Genomic DNA, 20,953 nt, shown 5'->3' with positions numbered 1-20,953 from the left:
ATGGCCAATGCTGTCGCCGACAGGGCGGCCAGCCCCGTTCGCAACGAACGCCGTGCCTCGCGCTTGGGTGAGGACCTGCGCCATAAAAAGTGCGGGATAAGCAATCTCATGAGGAACCCCTTGTTGTCGGGCGCCGCAGCGTCTGCCGCGGCGACGTGGAGCCGGCGTACAGAAATATCAGCGGCCGACTATCGCCTGCACTCGCGCCGATCAGGATCCCGCCGGCAGCGGTCCCAGCGCGCGCGATCGGCCATAACCTGAGCGTCTCTCGCAATCTCTTGCGTCAATCGGGTCCGCTCGAGCGACTCCCGTCGCGCGTTGTCGCGCCGCGCCTGTTGTTCCAGCATGCAGTTCGTATAAGCGCGAGACCCGTAGGGTGCCCCAAAGCTCTGGCAGGTATTCGCGTCCCTGTACTGCCGTTCTTCCGCCGACACACACGCTGATAAAGCGAGGCCAAGAAGGGCGATGGAGAGGATGGTTACCGCGGGCCGACGATTGTCAATGGAAGGGCGTTGCAGCATTCTGTTGATCTCCCTTTCGAGAATGAGCGCTGGTGGTTTGTTGGCGACGCGAGCGAGACACAGCGGCGCCCCGCGGCCGCCATGACCAGCCAAAACCCCACAGAGCAGGAGAAGATTGCGGCAACATTGTCTGAGTTTGGAAAATGCTATGGGAGCAGTCCGATCCCCGCTTGGAAGCGCCTTTCCGGCGCTAAGCACACAACCGAGAAAAATCAGCGCGCGGCGCGTTAGTCATACATCCCTCGGACAACGTTCGGGAACGTTGCAGTGGTCGTCACGACTGAGTTCGAGGCAGAGAATCAGCTCACCCCCAAAAGGCCCCGACCTTAAACCTCGAAATACGGGCTTCTGAACTCACGATCAGTCGCGGCATGGCCACATTCGCATTTTAGTTATGGCATCACCGATGTGATAGCCAGGAGTTATAAGTGGATTTGAACGCAGCCCTGAAGGCATTCATCAGAACAGTAGAGAAGGGCTCCATGACCGGCGCGGCGCGAGATCTCGGTATCTCGCAGCCCGCTGTTACAAAACATCTTCTCAATCTTGAGCGACATCTGAATGCACGGCTTCTCGAGCGATCGCCGCAGAATATCCGCCCGACCGCACACGGTATGGAACTTTACGAGGCAAGCCGCGGCGCGATCGCATCCATCGATGCTGCCCTTGAGGGTATCCGCTTGAACGTAGGCGACATCGAAGGCAACCTCCGCATTCACGCGCCATCCTGTATCGGTTCAAAGCACCTTCACGGCATCCTTCTGGATTTTCAGGACCTGTATCCAAAAATTGCCGTCGATCTTGTCTTGGACGATCGTACCGTCGATCTCATCTATGAGAATTTTGATCTCACCCTACGCTATGGCCGGATAGAGGCTCAGGAGGTCATTGCCCGGCGCTTCGGCTGGATGCAACGTATTCTCGTTGCCGCTCCCAGCTATCTCGAACGCGTCGGCGAGGTGAGGTCTCCGGAGCAGTTGTCAAGTCTCAGCATAATTTCGACCTTCGTCGTCCTGTCGGGCAAGAATATGTTGCCGCTGATGCGATCTGCATCTCCGACAATCGAGATTCCAGTCAAACCTGTCTTCCGGACGAATGACGCTCACGTTCTTCTCAACACGCTCCTGGCGGGTCGGGGGATCGGACAGGTGCAATGGTGTCTCGTAACAGACCTGATCGCCGAAGGCAGGCTTGTGCGCGTGCTTCCCGCCTACGCAGTGAAGCCGACCGAGGCGTTCCTTGCTTACCCGTCGAACAAGTTCATGCGTCCCGTGGTGCGCGCCTTTACCGACTTCGTCATGCCGCGTCTGAAAGAAATTGAAGGAATAAGCCAAAGTGCGGATGATTTAGGATGCGTCATATAACAATCAGTTATGGACGCAATCACTCCATAAACGATAGACATTACTTGCTCGAAATTGTTCTTCTGGTCCAGACATGTTCCCGTTCTGGCAACGGTTAGAGACCAGTGAGTACAATCTATGCAGCTAGTGACCCATCATTTATCCCGCCGCACCTTTCTTCTTGGCCCCGCTGCCGCTGCTCTTGCCGGCTGCGCGACGAACAACCGAACGCCGGAGCAGATGACGCTCTCGAAGCAGGTTCAATCACCGTCGCCAATTTCATCAGATCCTGAGCTTCAAGCTCGTTATGCGGCATTCGAGGACGGAGGGCATTTCATACCTGCCATCCCCTACCAGAATATGGACCCGAAGTATTATCGCCAGCGTGTTGCTGACCCGACGGGAGAAAAGGCTGGCACGGTGGTCGTCGATACGCCCAACCGCTTCTTGTATCTTGTTGAAGAGGGCGGTACGGCCATGCGCTACGGTGTCGGCATAGGCCGAGATGGCTTTGCCTGGGAGGGCGAGGGTATCATCCACTGGCGCCAGCCATGGCCACGATGGAAACCTCCTGCAGAGATGATCGCTCGTCAGCCGGAGCTGGAAATATATTCCGTTGCAAACGGTGGCATGGATCCCGGGATCATGAATCCGCTCGGGGCACGGGCGCTCTACATCTTCCAGAACCGGCAAGACACTCTATATCGGTTGCACGGTAGTCCCGAGTGGCAGTCTATCGGCAAGAGCGTCTCTTCCGGATGCGTCAGATTGATCAACCACGACATCGTCGACCTTTATGGCCGAGTCTCCTATCATGCACCGATTGTCGTGCATCAGGAACCCTTTATCAGGGCGGTATAGTTTCCGAGATAAGATTCACTTGGCGGAACCGGAAGGTCTGTGAACGCCTTATACGGCAAGTCGAGGACGCCTGATGAGAAGGGACCGCAATTACTCCCGTCGTCATCGTGAGTGGGAGGAGGTTCTTCGCAAGTGAGCCACTGCCCAGGAGCCTAGCTGGCGTTAGAGGATAGCATGCAGAAAGAGCCCCGCCTATTCCAGGAGGCAGATAAGACCCTGACCGCCGCTGTCGATGAAGCCATTGAGCGCGCCGCCCAGACCGCAGGGCATGAACTTCAGTCGCTCGGTGTCGGCAGATCACCACAAGACTACTTCGCGGACGCCGTCCTCCGCCACCTGTTCCTGCGCCTGTGCGGGGCCGACTTGAGAACCAACACCGGCGGAGATCCAGAAACGGCATGGAAGATCCTCTATATGGGCCGCTCCGTTGCCCGTCACTGGGAGAAAGAGCGCGGCAATTCGGCAGCACTAGGGGGGAAAAAAGACCGGCAGGAGGATATCGAAAGAGACAAGAGTGAACGACAACAGCTGGCACTCTCCGCACAGAATTTCGTATTGAAAACTGTTGTTCGCGCTCTGGTCGATCACGCCCGTGCGTCGGATCCGGAAATCACAGATCGCCTCGAAGCGGTAATCGACGCCCGCCATGCAAGGCTTGAGGGCCTCTCCGACATCGACCGCGAGTTTACCGAAAGAGCGAAAAGCTACCTGTCGCTTCTCACCACGCCATCAGATTAGGCGCAGTGGCGGCACAACCACAGCTCACTGCAAACGCGCACGACCGCGAATATGGATGCAGGCAGCCCGGCAGAGCGCTCCGTCCATGTAGATGCGCAGGGAACATTGCGGCAACATTGGCTCGGCCGCGGTCACGACACCGCAGTGAACGCTAATCGTACGATCGCCCCACCGCTGGGGGACTCTGCGATCGTGATGCGGCCGCTATGGTGATCCACGACCTGTTTGACCAGGTTGAGACCCAAGCCAGCACCGGAAGAACGCGGCCGTAGCCGATGAAAGGGTTCAAGCACCCGCTCGTGTTCCTCTCCCGGTATGCCGGGCCCGTTATCCTCCACTTCCACGGAGGGGCCGTTGACCCGCACGATCACCTCGTCCCCGCCATGCTCGACAGCATTCTGGATGAGATTTGTGAGCGCGCGTTCTATCGAACCGGTATTGCCCATGATCATTCCGGGCTGTTGAACAAACACCTCGATGGTCTTGCCCGCCGCGATCAGCACTGGCGTCAGATCCGCCGCGACACTACGGGCGAGCGCGACCAGGTCGATCCGGTCACTCGGCGCGCCATTGTCCAATCGATGAAGATCAAGCAGTTGTTCGGATAGCGTCGCAAGCCGTGATATGTCCGGCAAGAGCGACCGCAGGCCTTTGTCGCTCGCGGTGTCGATCTTCATTCTCAAAATAGCGATCGGCGTACGCAGTTCATGAGCGGCCGACGCGATGAAGCGGTTCTGGCGATCATCACCTTCATCGAGACGGTCGAAAGCTTCATTGACAGCGCGGACGAGCGGGCCGATCTCCCGTGGAACCTTGTCTTCCGAGAGACGGAGGCCGCGGCGCCCGGCGTCGATCCGCTCTGCTTCCTCCGCAGTCTTTATGACGCCGGCCAAGGCACGCGTGATGATCATTGGCGTCACGACGACGGAGACGAGAGCCAGGGCGAGGAAAACGGCAGTCGCTACGAGATTGGATGCTATTGTGATGAGCGCTGTGAAGGGTTGGACCCGACCATGCGCAATGATCTTCATATCGCCAGCGGGGCCGGATTCCCGTCGAACGAGGGCGGAAAGGGTAAAGGGATCGAACTGCCCGCGCATGTCTGCCGAAGACAGTTTGTCGAGGTGGGGAACGAGAGGAGCGTACTCCGCCGGCACCTGGCCGAAGGCAACCACACTGTCGTCGCTAAGCCGGGCCGCGAACCAGAGATCCAGCGACTCCTCTCGAAGCTTCGCCAGCTCGGGCGTCACTTCCACTATTGGTGCTCCAGCCGCATCCCGAACGATTGAGTTTGCCGCGACTTTTACGACGGCCTCCTCGACATACATCCCGTCAAGAGACGAATTTACGAAAAAGATAATGAAGCCGATGGCGGCGGCCGCGACCGTCAGAAACTGGAGGATCAGCTGCCTTGCAACGAGGCGCGTCTTCAATGATGGCTGACAGCGCTTCAATCCTGTGCCCTGAGCAAATAGCCCACTCCTCTGACCGTATGAATCTCGACGCCGGCACCAGCTTCGCTGAATTTTCGACGCAAGCGTGAGATGTGGGAATCGAGTGTGTTCGACTGGATAGCGTCGTCGAAGCCGTAGACTGCTTCCTCGATCGTCTCGCGCAGGACAACGCGCCCGCGACGCCGAATCAACGCAGTGAGTACTGCAACTTCACGCCTTTGCAGTACCAACTGCGTTCCGTGAACCCGTGCTTCGCCAAAGGCCATATCGAATACGAGGTCGCCGACGACGATCTCGTCTGGTGCAAGTTCGTTCGGGCGGCGCTGCACGGCCCGGATGCGAGCAAGCATTTCCGCCAGGTCGAAAGGCTTCACCAGGTAATCGTCGGCACCATCGTCGAGCCCGGCTACTCGGTCGGTCAACTCCCCACGGGCGCTTAAGACGATGATTGGCACGCCCGGATTGTCTGCCCGCAGCTGCGGAATAAGGCTGAGGCCGTCGCCGTCAGGGAGTGTACGATCAAGCAGAACGAGCTCGTGCAGGTGCGACCGGGATGCTTCACTGGCAAGCGAAATGCTAGTCACCCAGTCGACCACGAAGCGATCGCGTTCGAGGGCGCCGCGCATTGCTTTGGCGAACTCCACCTCGTCCTCGACCAGAAGTATCCTCATGCTAGTGCTCCCGCAAAGTGGGAAGGTGCGCGTTAATCCGCGAAGAGCCCCTCTTGCCACCGAGTTGTAGCTTTCTAATACCGATACGCCGCATTTTCCCTGATTTGCCCAGATTTGACACGTATCTGGGGGCTTCGACGGAAAGCTGAGATGACGATCTTCGCCGCAGCCGCCATGGCCGTCTACCTGGAGCGTACCGCGAAAGCCGGCAGGTGCTCACACGGTCGCTCGGCCTTACGGTCGGGCGCGTAGATGGGCGACGGCGGGGCGGATCAGGGCGCTTCCCGGGTTTCAGAGATCGGAGTTGGCTACGCTGAGTGGGACAGATGCTGGCGATGACCCGTTTCAGCGGCCTGTGTGATCGCCTCGAGCACCCGGTGACGATCGAGCGCGACCGCGAAGTCCGGCGCATCGGCGGTTCCATCGCGGAGGTCGGCGGCGAACTGGGCGTAGAGGCGGGCGACACCAGCCGCGGGTGCGTCGAGTTGCAGGTCGGGAGCCGCATATGCGGGCGGGACCTGTAGTCGCTGGACAAGCTCGCTGCCGCGGCGCAAAGTGATGGTCACATCGCCGAAGTGGATGTAGCCCGATGCCGTCTCGACGCGCAGACTGCCTTCGGTGCCCTGGATCTCCCACACCATCGCCGAGCCGGCGGACTGCCCGGCACTGTAGTGCAGCGAAGTGACGATCCCGCCTTCGAGAACGCCGGCGACGACGATCTCGTCCGGCGCGTCCTTCGGGAGGGACGTGCCATCCGAGAGGCGGACACCGTCGCCTCGCTGATTGGCGACGACGGCGGACAGGCTCTCAAATGCGCCGAGTACGTGCGCGAGCGGTTGGAGCGCGTGGCCGAGCATGATGCTTAGAAGCGTGGCGCCATTCTCTGCGCGAGCCATGTACTCGAACGGCGGGTCATATCGGCCGAGCCACATGGCGTCGGCCAAATGCGCTCGGATGCTCGTACTGAGCGGCATGCCGATCACGCCCTGCCGGACGAGGTCGCGAAGGTAGCGGATCGGCGGGTGCAGGCCGCCCTGCAACCCGATGACCGTCTTGAGCTGCCGTTCGCGGGCAAGCCCCCCTAGCGCTTCGGCTTCCGATAGGTTTCGCGCGAGCGGCCATTCGCAATAGACCATCTTGCCCGCGGCGAGCGCGTCAGAAACGATCTGCTTGTGCTCCGGCACCTTAACCGCAACCACCACCAAGTCAACCTCCGGCCGCAGGACCAGCGCCTGGTGTGTGTCAAAGGCAAGATCGGCGCCTAGTCGGCTAGCGGTCGCGTTCGCACTCTCCATACGAGTCGTGCTGACAGCGCGGATCTGGAACGCATCGAGCGCCCGCAGCGCCGGGGCGTGAGCAATTCCGCCCCAGCCTCGATCAGCACTGGCGCCGACGATGCCAACGCCGATCCGGGTGTTTGCTGAATTTGTCATGTAGGCGTGCTCCTGTCTGGTGCAACCCGGGCAATGCTCGCCGTGCTGCTTCACCATGGTTTCGTTTCCGGACAAATGCTTGGGCGCATAGCGGGTGACCAATCATTGCCGTTCGCGTTGCGGCTGCGTGGGTTTGAGCCCAAGTAAGGCAAACGCAGGTAATTAAACGTGAGTCCAATGGGCCTCGAGTTCGCGCGCGACATCGGCCGGACGCTCTATCATCGGCCAATGTGAGCTGCGCAGCTTCACGACGGCGCGTGCGCGTGTGGCATTGCCGAGCTCGTCGGCGAAGCGGTGCGGCAAAAACGGATCGTCCAGGCCCCAGATCACCAGCGCTGGCGCGGTCATGCTGCTCAAACCCGGCTTCCACTCCGCGCCGACCTCGATTGCGGAACGGTAAAGTGCGAGAATGCTTGCCCGCATAGTGGCATCGAGATGCCGAACCGATTCATCCGCTGCATCTCGCGGCATCTGCGCCTCGACGAGCTTCGCCGCAAATTCCTCGAGGTCGAGGTCCTTCATCCATTGCTCGCCTTCACCTGGCGCCTGCCAGATCTTGGCGAGATAGTGCCATGGGTATTCTGGATCGATGGGCCCGCTGATTCCGGTCCAGGTTCGCACCAGATCGGGGCGGACCGACGCGAGGCGCCCTGTCAGCAGGCAGCCCCAGTCATGACCGACCAGGTCCACGGGTTCGCCGATCTGCTCGACCTGCTTGATCAACCAGTCGAGATACTCCTCCTTGGTCGAGGCGAAGCCTGACGGCAGCGGCGTGCCAAAGCCCGGGAGATCAAGCGCGACGATATCGGTGCGCGCCAGATGTGAGCGAACGGGATCCCAAAGGCGATGGGTGTCAGGAACACCGTGTACGAGGACTGCCGGCATGAATATCTCCTTGTGAGCGATGTGTGGAAGATAATCGCCTCTATCGCGTTGCAGTAGCTGGCAGACATGGAACATGGGGTTGCAGTTTGAGGAACCCAGGCGAACGACGGCCATATATCCTGCAATGATCAGGTAATGATTACGAACCGCGATTGCTCGGCGCATTCAGAAGCCAGCCCGGATACTCGATCGGCAGGTGGCTCGCGGAATCGAGTCGTGCCATGTCGTCCGGGTCAAGCTGGACCTCTGTGGCCTGAACGTTTTCGCGCAGCTGCTCGACCCGTTTGGCGCCGATGATGACGGTCGACACTACCGGTTGTTTAAGGAGCCACGCGATCGCGACCTGCGCGGAACTGCGATCATGCTTGCAGGCAACGTCCTTGAGGACGCGGATCAGCGGCTCACCCCGGACGCGGTCGATCGGCGGGAAGTCGAGCTCGGTCTGCCGCGCGCCTTCGGGATGTCCGCCGTCGGCGTACTTTCCGGTCAGATAGCCGCCGGCGAGCGGGCTCCATACCATCAAACCCACCTGCTCGGAGGCGAGGAGTGGCACGATCTCGCGCTCCACGTCCCGGCCGACGAGCGTGTAATAAGCCTGCAGCGAGGTGATCGGCGCCAGATTTCGCGCGCGCGTAATGCCGATCGCCTTCATGATCTGCCAGGCGGCCCAGTTTGAAAGCCCGATGTAGCGGACATCGCCTGCACGAACCAGGGTGTCGAGCGCCTCCAGCGTTTCCTCCATCGGGGTCGCCGGGTCGAAGGCATGAATCTGGTAGAGATCGATATGGTCGAGCCCCAACCGGCGCAGACTGGCGCGGCACTCGCTCAGGATGTGAAGCCGAGACGCGCCGCCTCGGTTCGGTCCATCGCCCATGGACGACGCCACCTTCGTCGCAACAACCACATCGTCCCGCGCCACACCCAAATTTTTGAGCGATCGACCCAGGATCTCCTCGCTTCGGCCATGCGCATAGATGTTGGCCGTATCGAAGAGGTTGACGCCCGCATCCAGCGCGGCGCCGATCAGCGTATCCGCATCGTCCTGCCCCAGTTTTCCGACCTGTCCCCACAGACCGTCCGATCCACCGAAGGTCATCGCACCGAAGCAGAGCTCGGACACGAACAGTCCGCTGCTGCCAAGCTTGCGCAATCGCATACCACATCTCCTTGTCTTGATGGCCCGGCGCGTAGAACGTGACGCCGGGTCCCGTTTAATGATCAGGTCAGCCGAGATCGCGCTGCCGCTCGCCCGTTCGGGCTGCGCGCTCCACCGCAGCAACCAAGCGGCTGTTGCGAAGCGCGTGATCGAATCCCGGCGTCTTGTAAGTGCCTGCGATCAGGTCACGCGCGAGCGAGGCGTAGACTTCCCCGACGTTGATCGCAGCGCCTGCCCAGAAGTCCGCGGCGGTCGGGCCGACACCTGTCGCGATCGGTGCGTCGGGTGGTGTGAATGCGACGGTCGCCGTGAGGCTGAGATCGCCGACCTGTGCGCCGGCGAGGTGATTGCCGGTCAGGGTCAGCCGCCCCTCGCTTCCCCGAATCTCGAAAGTGAAGCGTGCGTCTCCGGCCGGAACGCCGGCGAGCACCTGGACCGACACCGGCGCTCCGCTCGCTGTCTTGGCGATCAGGTCGAGATGGTCCGGGATCTCGCGGGCCGAAATCTCCCTGGTATCGACGACCTCGATCTCCGGCCAGAGGAGCGCGACGCGAGCGTCGACCTCGGTGATGTTGCCCAGAACGGCTTCGATCACGTCGAGGACATGGGCGCTCGTGATCGTCATGAAACTCGCGCCCGACGCGGCCTTGTTGAAATAGTCATAATTGCTCGTCGTCTGGGGCCCGTAACCGAACGTCGTCGCGTCGACGCGGGCCGACAGAAGACGCCCAAGCTTGCCGGAAGTGACCAGCTCCGCGGCGCGGCGCACAGTCGGATTGTGGCGGCCCTGCAATCCGATCGCGGTATGAAGCGACTTGGACGCGGCTGCCATTGCCTCGGTTTCCGCTAAGGTCGATCCGAGCGGTGACTCTGAATAGACCGCCTTGCCCGCTTTCAGCGCTGCCATTACCAGGTCATAGTGCGCCGGAACCTTCACGGCGACGGTTACGACGTCGATGCCGTCGTCGCGAATGAGCTCATAGGGATCGGCGTACCAACGTTCGGCGCCGAACGCCTCGGCCGCAGCCCTCGCGCTATCTTCCCGGCGTGTAGCCACGCCTGCCAGCACCAGCGATGGCTGCGCCGCAAGCGCCGGGACGTGTGATGCGCCAGCCCAGCTCGCCTGCGTATCCGCGCCGATGATCCCGACACGAAACTTCCTGTCTGTCATGATTATGCTCCCGCATTGATATTCGAGCGCTCATTGGCGCTGTCGCCGGGCATTTAAACGGGCGGGATCGATATCTTGAAATCGATATGTGATATGCATCATCATCCATCGCATGGATGACTAGCCGTGAGGCCTGCCTCAGTAATATTGCAGTCGGAGGTCGGCGCAGACCTGTTCAGAGCCTTGCCACACGTGCGGGAAGGCGCCGGTAAGGCAGCTGCGGAGCCAGCGCTGTGCCGGATGCGCGTCATTGCGGCGATGCCAGTTCAGGACGAACGGAACGGGATTCAGCCGCAGCGGAAAGTCCCGCACCGTGAGCTGCTCCGAACAACCCGATCGCCTGACGACGCTCTCGAGAACGGTTGCCACCATGTTGGAAGCGGCGACGAGTTCCGGCGCGCTCGCCATATGCTGAACCGTGACTGCGACCCGGCGCTTCAGGCCCTTGGTGGCGAGCGCGGCGTCGGCCACGTCCAGCCCTTCGTTCTCCGGCGAGACCAGGATGTGTGGCATTGCCAGAAACTGTTCCATGTCGAACGGCTGGTTTGCCGCAGGATGGTCTCTGCGCAGGATGCACACGAAGCGATCCTGAAACAAACGGGCGCTCAGGATTCGGCCGCTCTCGACCGGCGGAATTCCGACCGCCATGTCAACCTCGCCGGCGTCCAGCATGCGCGTGGCCTCGTCCCGGCTCCCATAGTCGCGAACCTGAAGGTCAACGAACGGCGCCCGGTCGGCGAGGATCCGGATCAGAGGCGGAAGAACCACGCTTTCGGTATGCCCCGAGAGCCCCAGCGAGAACGTCATCGCCGCAGCAGATGGATCGAACTCTTGGGTGAATTCCAGCGTTTGCTGAATGCTGCGCAGTGCCAGCGAGATCGGCTCCGCCAATTCCAGCGCGCGTGGCGTGGGCTGGAGGCCGTTGGGTCCCCTGACGAACAATTCGTCCCGCAGCAATCCCCGCAGACGACTGAGGGCGGCGCTCATTGCTGGTTGCGTGCGTCCGATACGTTGGCCGGCACGCGTGACGTTTCGCTCGGCGATCAACGCGTCGAGCGCCACGAGCAAGTTTAGGTCGATGCCGTGCAAATCCATCATGTGGATATATATTCAAATGTGTTATCAGCGACAAGCATGGCGCTGCCCGTCAGACGGTCAAGACGGGAAGACCCGTCAGTCGCCGGCTCTCCATGTCGGCGTGCGCTGCACCGATCTGGTCGAAGCGATAGCGGACGGCTTCGAGGTCGCTGAAAAGATCTCCCCGGACGGCATCCCAGAGCTGTTCCGTAGCGCCCGCGACGGTTCCGCCATGCACATACTGCGGGGTTCCGCCGGCACGGATCTGGATGCCGCCCGACGCGATCCGATCGGTCGCTGCCGTAGGCTGCCCCGACGCAGCGCCGATCGCCGCGATCACGCCGCCATCGCGCACGGCGGCAACGACCACTGGAAAGGTCGCTTTCCCGACAAAGTCATAGACCACATCGACACCGGCCTGCGCGATCGCGCGGATCTTGGTGGACAGCTCCGGGTCGCTTGCGAGGAACGCGTGGGTCGCGCCCGCCTCGACTTTGGCGAGCTTCTCATCCGTCCCGGCCACGCCGATCACCGTCGCGCCGAGCGCTCGTGCCCAACGCGAAAGAATTGAACCGACACTGCCCGATGCGCCGAGCACGAGGATGACTTCGCCGGCGGTGATCCGGTGCAGCGCATACAACCCCATCCACGCGGTAAGGCCCTTCGCCAGGAACGTTGCCGCGACCTCGTTGGAGATGTCATGGGGCAGCCGAACCAGATTCTCTGCGGGTTTCAGTGACGCGGTGGCATAGGCCCCCTCGACGAAGAAATAAGCGGCGCGGTCGCCCCGTTCGAACCCCTTCACGCCCGGTCCGACAGCGTCGATCACGCCCGCCGCCTCGAAGCCCGGCGTGGCGGGCAGGCGCATCGGGAAGTGCCCCGTGCGCACCATCACGTCGACATAGTTGATGCCGATAGCATCCTGGACAAGTCGTACCTGACCCGTCCCGGGTGATCCGACGTCCGTCTCGACGATCTTGAGGACGGCGGGCGTGCCGATCGACTGCATTTCGACTTTTCTGGCCATAACCATTTCCCTCGGATGTTGCCGGACAACGATCTTCACGCGTGGGCGACCGGTCGCATCGTGCCGGCGTGCGGAAATTTCCCGTGGCGATAGGCGGCGTAGTAGCCGGCAAGTTCGTCCCGAGACCCCGCGATGAACGGCCCTTGCGCGACGACGTCGATGCTCTGCGGCAGCCCGGCGTACAGTAGCACCCGCGCGCCGCTATCGCCTGCGCGCAGCGTGAGCGAACTCACGCCTTCACCGATGGGCGACGTCCAGCCCACCGAACCTGTGGCGAGCGGTGCGCCGGTGGCGCCGGCCTTCACCTCGCCGTCGATCGTCACGGCGAAAGTGTTGTAGGAAGCCGGCAGTTGCGGCGCGAAGGCAGCTCCAGCTTCCAGCTGGATGTCGATCAGCGTGACAGGCACCACGTTCAGGGTCGGTGCCGCTGCATCCTTTAGCTGGCCGCTGTAGACTATCGCCGTGACTCCCGCCTCAGCGTGCACCGGCATATCGGCACGGCGCAGGACCTGCACCCGCGGGGGCATGTTGCGCTGCGCTTCCGGCAGGATCAGCCAGAGCTGGAACAGACGCATCCCCGTCGAGACCATCGCATTCTCCGAGTGGACGATGCCGCTGCCCGCCGTCATCCACTCCACATCGCCTTCCTCCAGCCGGCCGCCGGTATCCTCCATCGTGCCTTTGAGCATGAAGGTTACGGTTTCGAGGCCGGCATGGGGATGTGCATCGCCGAAACGTCCCTCCAGTGTGATGTTGTCGTCGGCCATCAGGAAGAACGGATCGGTCGAGGCAAGGTCGCCGGGCGCGATCACCAATGCGGCCTTGTGCCGCTCGCCGTCGAAGCCCGGGCCGAGTGGAGGTATGCTTGTGACGCGGTCAATCGATCTCTGCAGCATAATTCTGGTCCTTCTCGTAACTTGGGACCGAGTTCGCCGCGATCGGCGCCACCTCGGCATCATCGCCAATCATCTCGGATCGGACCGGCCTCGATCAAGATAGGGGTTCGAGAACCCAGCGTTGCGCAACGAGGAACCCAAAGATGCGTGAAGAAGTGCAACCGATCGACTAGGACCAAGCGACATTCAGGATTCGCTAATCACCTGATGGCTGATTCATAGGACACCGTGTTTTGTTGGCATGGTGTCTGAGAATGGCTGCGAAGCGATATGAGTTGAACGATGTGCAATGGTCGAGGATTGCGGCTCTTTTGCCTGGAAAGGCGAACGATCCTGGCCAGAATATGACAAGGACGCGTGGACGCTATCTGAGGCTGCCTGCAAATCGGGCGCTAAGACGCTCACTACGGAAATATTCAGTGTAGAAGTCAATGAAAGCGCGGGTTTTCAGCGGTTGGAGCACGCGGCCTGAATAGTAGAGCGAGATAGATCCGGCATCGGCATACCACTTCGGAAGGATACGTTCGAGCGCACCACTTTCCATATGCTCCAGCACATCGGGTACGGCCAGCAATGCTATGCCCAACCCCGCGATCGCCGCCTGCGCCATGGGCGCGGCGTCGCTCATCACGATCGTTTCGTTGAGCAGCGCGCGCTCTTCGCGCCCTTGGGCGTCGCGCATCATCCATTGCCTAATCCGGCCCGAATTCGAGGACCGCATCAGTATTCCGGCATGATCGGCCAGATCGGCGGGGCTAGTCGGCCGGCGACGTCCAGCGAAATAGCCAGGCGATGCGACCGCGATAACGTGAACCGGTGCGAGCGTCGTGGAAACGATGCCCGGATTGAGTTCAAAACCACCGCCGATCGCGGCGTCGAAACCCTCGGCGATAAGATCGACCTTGCGGCTGTCGAAATGCCAGTCAGGTCTGACGCCCGGATAACGGGCCAGAAAGTCGGGCAGTGCGGGAAGAACGTATCCCATAGCGAACGTTAAACTCATGCTGAGCTTCAGAACGCCGACAGGCTCACCCTTCGTTTGTGATGCCCCGTCGATTGCCCCCTGAAGGTGGTTCAGGCTGTCGCCGATGCTTGCCAGAAACGACTCCCCCGCCTCGGTCAAGGTCAACTTCCGCGTTGAGCGGTGAAACAGCCGTATACCGAGGTTCCGTTCCAGCATTGCAACATTCCGGCTGACTGCTGCCGGTGTGATCGAGAGACGCCGTGCAGCCCCGGAAAAGCTGCTCGCTTCTGCGCTTCGAACGAACGCTTCGAGGTTTGCCAGCGTCTCCATAAAACGTAACCTTCAAACGTTGATTGAAACTAAAACAATTCATCTATGACTTATGCTGCATGTATTTGCCAGCCATATTCCAGTCAACAGCAGCACCGGTTTTCTGCAACGCCAACCGCACAGGCCCAGGATGCAGCGGGAAAACCGACCGTCGCAGACAGAATTCTCACGAACCGTAAAGGAGTGGGTCATGACCGTTGGAATTATCGGAGCCGGCAATATAGGGGGCGCATTTGCCACTGCGCTCGGCAAGGCAGGAATCGAAGCCGTGATCGCAAACAGCCGAGGACCGGAGAGCCTCACGGCGCTTGTTTCAAAGCTTGGCAGCACAATCCGGGCTGGAAGCGTCCAAGAGGCCGCGGCGCAAGCCATCGTTCTCGTGGCAGTCCCGTGGTCAAAGATACCTGGCGCGCTCGCCGGTTTGAACTTCGACGACAGGATCGTAATCGACGCCAACAACTCCATCGAAGCGCCGCTTTACAGGCCGGCGGACCTTGGCGGCCGCACCTCTACGGATATTTTCACCGCCCTTGTGCCCGGCGCGCGCGTCGTCAAGGCGTTCAACCACCTGACGCCAAAGCAACTGTCGGGCGACCCCCACTCGGAAGGAGGCAGGCGCGTCCTGTTTTACTCGGGCGACGATATGAGGGCGAAGGCTGAGGTCGCCGCCATCATTGATCGCATCGGCTTCTTCGGGATCGATCTCGGCGGGCTTGCGGTCGGCAGCCAGCTGGTTCAGTTCCCGGGCGGCCCGCTACCCGCTCTCAACCTCGTTAAGTTCGACTGAACTTCGCTGCGCTCCATCCGTCTGCGATCGGAAGCGCCGCGCGCCATCTCAAACCCGGAGACAATATCGTGACAAGGTTCATTCAAATGCAGTCGGCCGGCGGACCGTCGGTCTTGCAAGTCATCGAGAAAGACCTGCGCGCGCCTCGTGCCGGCGAGGTCAGGCTCATTCAAGATGCGATCGGCCTCAACTTCGTCGATACGATGATACGAAAAGGCCAATATCCGATGGCGTTGCCGGCGGTCCCCGGTTTTGAAGCGGCCGGGACGATTACCGAAGTCGGATCCGGCGTCGAAGGGCTGTCGGTCGGCGACCGGGTCGCTTACTTCTTTTCGGAAGGCGCATATGCCACCGAGAGGATTATTCCGACCGCGCCGCTCATCCGGCTGCCCGCCGATATCTCGAACGAGACTGCGGCGACCTTCCTGGCGAAGGGTGGGACGGCCTGGATGGGGATGCGTGGTCTCCACGATCTCAAATCCGCCGACACGGTGCTGGTACTTGGGGCATCGGGAAGCGTGGGCGCTATCCTGTCTCGCTGGGCAAAGTCGCTGGGCGCAACCGTGATCGGCGTCGCCGGATCGCCGGATAAGTTCGACAAGGTCGCGGCCGGTGCCACCCATGCCCTCCGCGCTGGCGAGCCAGATATCGCCGCCAAGATCCGTGCGATCGCACCTGACGGTGTCGACGTCGTCTATGATTTGGTCGGCCGGGCGACCTTCGCGCTTGGCGTGTCAAGCGTCCGTGATGGTGGAGTGATTGCCGCGATGGGAGCCGCGTCGGGTCAGCCAGCGCCGGCCCCCGATCTTGTGCGACGGGGGGTAGATGTCCGCAGCGGTGGTACCCCACAATATGTCCGGGGACCGGCAGTCGAGATCGCAACTTCCCAGCTATGGGATGCGCTGCGCTCAGGAATTTTCGATGATCTCGAAACCGCACGCTATCCGTTCGATGAGATAGCCCGAGCGCATGACGACATGGACAACCGCCGCTTGAGCGGTCTGCCGGTCCTGATCGCGTAACCGAAAATAATCGTACGGCGGCAAGCCGCACGGACGCCCTCCGCAATTCGGCCGGGCGAACATTTCCCCTGTCGATAACGAAAGGAATGATCGATGAGTGAACTAGCAGGTAAACGTGCGCTGGTGACTGGCGCGTCCCGCGGCATTGGCGCCGCGATAGCGATCGCTCTGGCCGAAAAAGGCGCCGACGTTGCGATCACGTACGAACGCGCCGCTGATCGGGCAGCGCAAGTTGTCGCGACGATCGAAGGCAAAGGGCGCAAGGCGGTGGCTATCCAGGCGGATAGTATGGACCCCGAGGCGGTCAAGCGGTCGGTTGATCAAGCGGCGCAGGCATTGGGCGGCCTCGACATATTGGTGAACAACGCGGCTATCGCGATCTATAAGGATGTGGCGGACTTCACCCTCGCCGAGATCGACGCCCTTTTTGCTGTCAACGCTCGCTCACCGATCCTGGCATCGCAAGCCGCGATGCCGTATCTTGGCAAAGGTGGCCGGATCGTCACAATCGGCTCCGCAGGCGCAGAACGCATTGTCGGACCGTCGACGGTTTATTCAATGACTAAATCGGCACTTCAATCATTTACCCGCGGTCTGGCGCGGGAACTTGGCCCCCGTGACATCACTGTCAACCTCATTCAGCCGGGATCAACCAACACGGAAATGAACCCGGCCGAGGGCGAGTTTGGAGATTTCCAGCGTGCCCTAATTCCGCTCGGCCGGTACGGCGAGCCGGAGGATGTCGCGGCTGCGGTTGCATTCCTCGCATCTGGTGCGGCCCGACAAATCACCGGAACCATCCTGACCGTTGATGGCGGCACGCTGACCTAAACACACGCCAGCAGGTCCGTGACTTGTAAGATAGGAGAGTGGGAGCTAACTAGATACTACCACCTACTAGCTCCCCACTCTCATTCCACTTTGCACCATCATCAAATAGCGTGTTCGAACGGCGTCCAGGTCGCGTGTCTTTCAGGAGCGGACCGGCCCGTCGCGCGGGGAAGCAAGCCACAGCGGCGGCCCGCCTCGATGCCTCTTTCGGACGCCACCCTACGCGGCATCCTGGAGGAGACGGGGCTCGTCACCACGGAGAACGTCGGCCGGGTGCGGACCTGCAAGCTCGGCCTGCTCGGACTGGAGGAAGAGGCGGCATGGATCGAGGGGCACGCTTAAGGATTCCGGTCTCGAAAAAATCCTGATGCAATCGACCTATGGCGCAATGGAGGGCGACGGCATCGGCGATCTCACGGTGCTCTACGAGTCCGAGCGGCTGGCGGAGGCGAGCGCCGTTCCGGCCGCCATCAACCGCGCGGCCTATTTCTACACCAACCTCGACATGCTGCTGGAACCGGCAAGGCAAGGATCCCCACGCGCCGCCCGGAACTTCTGCCCGAATTCGTCATAAACGGGCGCTGCAAAGCCCCTGCTGCCGCTCAAGATCAGAACTGCCGGACCGGTTGCGTTTGCGCAGTTCCCGAAGCTCTCGACCAAAATCTCCCACTCGGCGTTGGCACGGTAAATTGCTGCCGCGTCGATTGGGCAGTGGCTACCGAAAACAAAGAAATGATGAAGGCGGCAATAGTGATTTTGAATAGACGCATGAAGCACGACAGGACAGAAATAAAATCTCGCGATTCTTCACGAGCTACGCTCCACCAATTGCCCGCTGCCGACAAGGTTCTAGTTCAGTTTCGACGCCTCCAGAGAGCAGACCTATCGCTACATACGCCGAAGCGTCTTGCCCTAGCGGCCAAGGTTGGCGTTGCCACCTTGCTTTGCTGCCCAATATGCCGAGACTGGTGAATCTCAAGGAGTTCAACCATGTCGCTGCGCCAGCCCGGCCAAGTTCGATTTCCCTTTCACTCACAATTGCCAAGGGATGACGGCTGTGGAGTTCGCGTCCTGCAAATGCTCACTGGCATGACCTATGATCAGGTCGCGGCCATGGTGGATTGGGGCGAGAGGTCAGTCCACTATACGAGGTGGGATGACGTCTGCCGGGTGTTGAGGTCCCTCGGCTGGCCTATCGGCGCGCCGATAAGAACCAGCGAATGGAGTGATATTCAAGGTGTGGCCGTGGTCCAAGTCGATGGGGACCATTTCCTGCTCTATGACTCGGTCAATCGTCTGTTTTACGATCCAGGAGAACCGGAGGGGCCGGCTGTGGTCACCAGCCATACTCCAACCAGCTATCTGACGGTTCAGCCTGGGGAACGTGCGCCGGCTCGATGAAATGGCCACTTCGGGCTGATCTTGGTCGATAGGTCAGGTCGGGCCGGACGTCTGCTTTGGCCGCTTCGCCCTGACTTCGCTCGGCCTCTACGCTGCACTCGCGATCGATCATCTTCTAGTTTCAGACCGCGGCACCGTATTGTTGCTGCGCGCCGCCAGCGGGTTCATCCCCGTCGCGCTGATCCCACTTTGCCTCTTCCATATGATGCAGGCCTTTCCCGAGAGATGGCGTTTGCGAGGACTGGTGCTCGGCATCGGCGTGACGCAGTGCGCAGTTCCGTTGGCACGGCTCCTCTCGCCATTATTGCTCGCCAGCCAGGGATGGCGTTCGCTTTTCCTGTTCGAAGCCGGTCTGGCCCTGCTGTCGTTCGCCGCCGTGGAGCTGCTGCGTCTGCCGCAGGCCGAGCGAGATCGGGTCTTCTGGCCGTTTGACCTGCTTACCTTCGTGCTGATGGGCGGTGGGCTGGCGTCGGTCGCGGCGATGCTGGGACTAGGCCGCTGGGAAGGATGGCTCCAGGCGCCGTGGATAATTATCTCGCTCATCGTCGCCATCGCAGCCTTGCTGACAGCTGGCGCGGTTAAGACCCGTCGTACGACGCCGCTGCTCAATTTGCGCTGGCTTGGACGCGGCGAGGTCGCGCGGTTCGCTGTGGCCGTTTTCCTGGCGCGGATCGTTTTGGCCGAACAGGATGTCGCAAGGGCTACGGTGCGGTCGCTCGGCGGCACGACGCGTGAACTTTTCACGCTTTCGGCGATCATGTTGACCGCGCCGCCTGCGGCGTCCTCGCCAGCGCCTTCTCGATGAACGTCGAGAAGGTTGCGCGGCCGATGATGCTGGCCATCGGGATCGTGGCGATCGCGGCCCTTGGCGAGAGCACCACTGCGAATTCGCTTGATCTGTCGCGCTTCTATGTGTCGGAGGCGGGGACCGCGTTTGCTGGGACCTTCTTCCTGGGTCCGGCTGCTGCTCGGCATCACCAACCCACGTCAGTACGGCAGCAGGGAATTGATCAGCTTCATCGCGCTGTTTGGCGTCGTGAACGCACTCGGCGCGCTTGCCGGACCTGCGCTCCTGGGAAGCTACATGGACGGGCGCTTGGCAGCTGGCGATGCTCCGCTCACGGCACAATCCGATGCGCACCGCCTCGCAGCCGCACTGGCGGCGCTCACGACGGCATATCTGGCGGTTATCCTCGCTTTACGCATCCGGCGGAAGATGGCGGAACTGCGGATTCAGCGCAGCGCCAACACAGTCGATCAGCCCGCGGCCGCGGGCGGCCCTCATGGTGCATCGAGTGATGATGGCTGGCAGCCGCCACGCCCTGGCCGAGGTGTTACTACCGCACTGGCCGCGATGGCGATTGGTGGTGCCCTGCTGGTTCTGGCGGCCTGGAGATTGCCTGACCCGCGAACGACTCAGATTTCCCGGTCGAACTTCTCGTAGAGGAAATCCACCAATGCCCGCACACGCGCGATACCGGCCCGCGCGGGCGGCATGAATATCTGCAGATCACCCCCTTCGTGCGGGAAATCGGGCAGGACCGCTTCGAGTTCACCTCGCTCCAGAAGGCCTTCAACCATGAACAGTGGAAGAAGTACAATCCCCAGACCTGCACGCGCGGCGGCCAGGAGCATCTGCCCGTTATCGGTGCAGAACCGGGAGCTGGTGCGCACGTGCTCCGAGCCTTCGCGGCCCTGAAAGCGCCAACGGCCGGAATCCAGCGCGTAGAGGATGGTGTCGTGCGCCGCCAGGTCAGCGGGGACCGCAGGGCGTCCGCGCGCATCGAGGTAGGCCGGGCTGGCTACCACTGCCCAGCGAACCTTCGCAAACTTGCGGGTGATGAGAATCGAATCCGGAACAGCGCCGGGCCAGATCGCAAGATCGTACGCCTCGGCGACCATATCCACTTGACGATCGGTAAAGCGAACATCGAACTGGATAAGCGGATAAAGTAGCGCGAACTCCGCCAGCAGCGGAGCTAGCAGAAACTCGCCAAAGGCTGCCGGAACCTGAATTCGCAGTTGGCCGGAAATCTCGCTGGTCGACTTGCTGACGACCTCCTGCGCCGATTCCAGTTGCAATAGGCCTGCGGCCGCATGCGCATGATATTCGCGACCAATATCGGTTAACCTCGTGCCCCTCGGCGTGCGGGTCAGCAACTGAGCACCAAGAACGGCCTCGAGCCGACTGACGCGTCGGCTCACGATAGATTTGACGATGCCGAGGCGCGCTGCAGCATTGGCAATGCTTCCGGTCTCCACCACTCGGATGAATGCAATCACGTCCAACAAATCAACGGGCCCGGGTTCCGGCATCAGCAACTCCACGTTTCTACCTTGGCGGCTACTGCAACACTACAGGATCGGTATTTTTGAGGAAAGGGC

General features: G+C 61.2%; 21 protein-coding genes and 1 pseudogene. 11 read left to right on the top strand and 11 right to left on the bottom strand.

From position 1 onward, the window contains the following. Window positions 1-949: 949 nt before the first annotated feature. The 3 genes from EV130_RS26180 (at window position 950) to EV130_RS26170 (ending at window position 3,463) form a co-directional block, all read left to right on the top strand. The gene (locus EV130_RS26180; protein WP_100771290.1) at window positions 950-1,885 is read left to right on the top strand and encodes a LysR family transcriptional regulator; all 936 of its coding nucleotides are present in this window, start codon (window positions 950-952) and stop codon (window positions 1,883-1,885) included. A gap of 117 nt (window positions 1,886-2,002) precedes the next feature. Continuing rightward, window positions 2,003-2,725, top strand: a complete 723-nt coding sequence (locus EV130_RS26175) for a L,D-transpeptidase (RefSeq protein ID WP_132662136.1) — start codon at window positions 2,003-2,005, stop codon at window positions 2,723-2,725. A 174-nt stretch (window positions 2,726-2,899) separates the two neighbouring features. Next, a complete protein-coding gene (locus EV130_RS26170; protein WP_040115088.1) occupies window positions 2,900-3,463 on the top strand; it encodes a hypothetical protein in 564 nt (187 codons plus the stop codon). A 131-nt stretch (window positions 3,464-3,594) separates the two neighbouring features. On the opposite strand, the gene EV130_RS26165 is transcribed toward EV130_RS26170, so the two are convergent. The 10 genes from EV130_RS26165 to EV130_RS26120 form a co-directional block, all read right to left on the bottom strand. Further along, window positions 3,595-4,917, bottom strand: coding sequence for a sensor histidine kinase (locus tag EV130_RS26165; protein WP_132662134.1), 1,323 nt, complete (start codon window positions 4,915-4,917; stop codon window positions 3,595-3,597). Next, a complete protein-coding gene (locus EV130_RS26160) occupies window positions 4,914-5,588 on the bottom strand; it encodes a response regulator (protein WP_040115090.1) in 675 nt (224 codons plus the stop codon). Before EV130_RS26160 ends, EV130_RS26165 begins: the two co-directional genes overlap by 4 nt. Window positions 5,589-5,896: 308 nt before the next feature. After that, on the bottom strand, window positions 5,897-7,021 hold the full coding sequence (locus EV130_RS26155) for a Gfo/Idh/MocA family protein (protein ID WP_100771562.1): 1,125 nt from the start codon (window positions 7,019-7,021) through the stop codon (window positions 5,897-5,899). A gap of 162 nt (window positions 7,022-7,183) precedes the next feature. Continuing rightward, window positions 7,184-7,906, bottom strand: a complete 723-nt coding sequence (locus EV130_RS26150; protein WP_132662132.1) for an alpha/beta fold hydrolase — start codon at window positions 7,904-7,906, stop codon at window positions 7,184-7,186. A gap of 139 nt (window positions 7,907-8,045) precedes the next feature. Beyond that, on the bottom strand, window positions 8,046-9,062 hold the full coding sequence (locus EV130_RS26145) for an aldo/keto reductase (RefSeq protein ID WP_028055171.1): 1,017 nt from the start codon (window positions 9,060-9,062) through the stop codon (window positions 8,046-8,048). Between the two features lie 67 nt (window positions 9,063-9,129). Beyond that, complete coding sequence (locus EV130_RS26140; protein ID WP_132662130.1) at window positions 9,130-10,233, bottom strand: Gfo/Idh/MocA family protein; 1,104 nt, start codon at window positions 10,231-10,233, stop codon at window positions 9,130-9,132. 138 nt (window positions 10,234-10,371) lie between these two features. Beyond that, window positions 10,372-11,331 carry a LysR family transcriptional regulator gene (locus EV130_RS26135; RefSeq protein ID WP_132662128.1) on the bottom strand — a complete coding sequence of 320 codons (960 nt, stop codon included), beginning with the start codon at window positions 11,329-11,331 and terminating at the stop codon, window positions 10,372-10,374. 49 nt (window positions 11,332-11,380) lie between these two features. Beyond that, window positions 11,381-12,337 (bottom strand): zinc-binding dehydrogenase, encoded by a 957-nt coding sequence (locus tag EV130_RS26130; protein ID WP_245520117.1) that lies wholly within the window; start codon window positions 12,335-12,337, stop codon window positions 11,381-11,383. A gap of 35 nt (window positions 12,338-12,372) precedes the next feature. After that, complete coding sequence (locus tag EV130_RS26125) at window positions 12,373-13,233, bottom strand: pirin family protein (RefSeq protein ID WP_132662126.1); 861 nt, start codon at window positions 13,231-13,233, stop codon at window positions 12,373-12,375. A 364-nt stretch (window positions 13,234-13,597) separates the two neighbouring features. Continuing rightward, on the bottom strand, window positions 13,598-14,527 hold the full coding sequence (locus EV130_RS26120; protein ID WP_100771276.1) for a LysR family transcriptional regulator: 930 nt from the start codon (window positions 14,525-14,527) through the stop codon (window positions 13,598-13,600). A gap of 130 nt (window positions 14,528-14,657) precedes the next feature. Between EV130_RS26120 and EV130_RS26115 the strand changes: the two genes are divergently transcribed. From EV130_RS26115 to EV130_RS26080, 8 genes and pseudogenes are all read left to right on the top strand, one after another. Beyond that, window positions 14,658-15,314, top strand: coding sequence for an NADPH-dependent F420 reductase (locus EV130_RS26115; protein ID WP_425375577.1), 657 nt, complete (start codon window positions 14,658-14,660; stop codon window positions 15,312-15,314). Window positions 15,315-15,382: 68 nt separating this feature from the next. Then, window positions 15,383-16,336: a zinc-binding dehydrogenase gene (locus tag EV130_RS26110; RefSeq protein WP_245520116.1), complete on the top strand. Its 954-nt coding sequence runs from the start codon at window positions 15,383-15,385 to the stop codon at window positions 16,334-16,336. A 93-nt stretch (window positions 16,337-16,429) separates the two neighbouring features. Next, complete coding sequence (locus EV130_RS26105; protein ID WP_040115101.1) at window positions 16,430-17,167, top strand: SDR family NAD(P)-dependent oxidoreductase; 738 nt, start codon at window positions 16,430-16,432, stop codon at window positions 17,165-17,167. Between the two features lie 225 nt (window positions 17,168-17,392). Continuing rightward, a pseudogene (locus EV130_RS26100) lies at window positions 17,393-17,497 on the top strand (ArsR family transcriptional regulator); the annotation flags it as partial. Between the two features lie 37 nt (window positions 17,498-17,534). After that, window positions 17,535-17,741, top strand: a complete 207-nt coding sequence (locus EV130_RS26095) for an SDR family oxidoreductase (protein WP_040115103.1) — start codon at window positions 17,535-17,537, stop codon at window positions 17,739-17,741. A gap of 416 nt (window positions 17,742-18,157) precedes the next feature. Next, window positions 18,158-18,568, top strand: a complete 411-nt coding sequence (locus tag EV130_RS32720; RefSeq protein WP_245520115.1) for a hypothetical protein — start codon at window positions 18,158-18,160, stop codon at window positions 18,566-18,568. A 142-nt stretch (window positions 18,569-18,710) separates the two neighbouring features. Further along, the gene (locus tag EV130_RS26085) at window positions 18,711-19,373 is read left to right on the top strand and encodes a hypothetical protein (RefSeq protein ID WP_207900906.1); all 663 of its coding nucleotides are present in this window, start codon (window positions 18,711-18,713) and stop codon (window positions 19,371-19,373) included. A 129-nt stretch (window positions 19,374-19,502) separates the two neighbouring features. Further along, a complete protein-coding gene (locus tag EV130_RS26080; protein WP_245520114.1) occupies window positions 19,503-20,012 on the top strand; it encodes a hypothetical protein in 510 nt (169 codons plus the stop codon). Here EV130_RS26080 and EV130_RS26075 read toward each other — a convergent pair. After that, on the bottom strand, window positions 19,985-20,884 hold the full coding sequence (locus tag EV130_RS26075; RefSeq protein ID WP_100771268.1) for a LysR family transcriptional regulator: 900 nt from the start codon (window positions 20,882-20,884) through the stop codon (window positions 19,985-19,987). The two genes, EV130_RS26080 and EV130_RS26075, sit on opposite strands and share 28 nt — an antisense overlap. Window positions 20,885-20,953 lie beyond the last annotated feature (69 nt).

Origin of the sequence: Rhizobium azibense (genome assembly GCF_004342325.1) — a bacterium.
GTDB lineage: Bacteria > Pseudomonadota > Alphaproteobacteria > Rhizobiales > Rhizobiaceae > Rhizobium > Rhizobium etli_B.
Note: the sequence above shows the minus strand (reverse complement) of the source record. Positions and strands in the feature narration are given on the sequence as shown.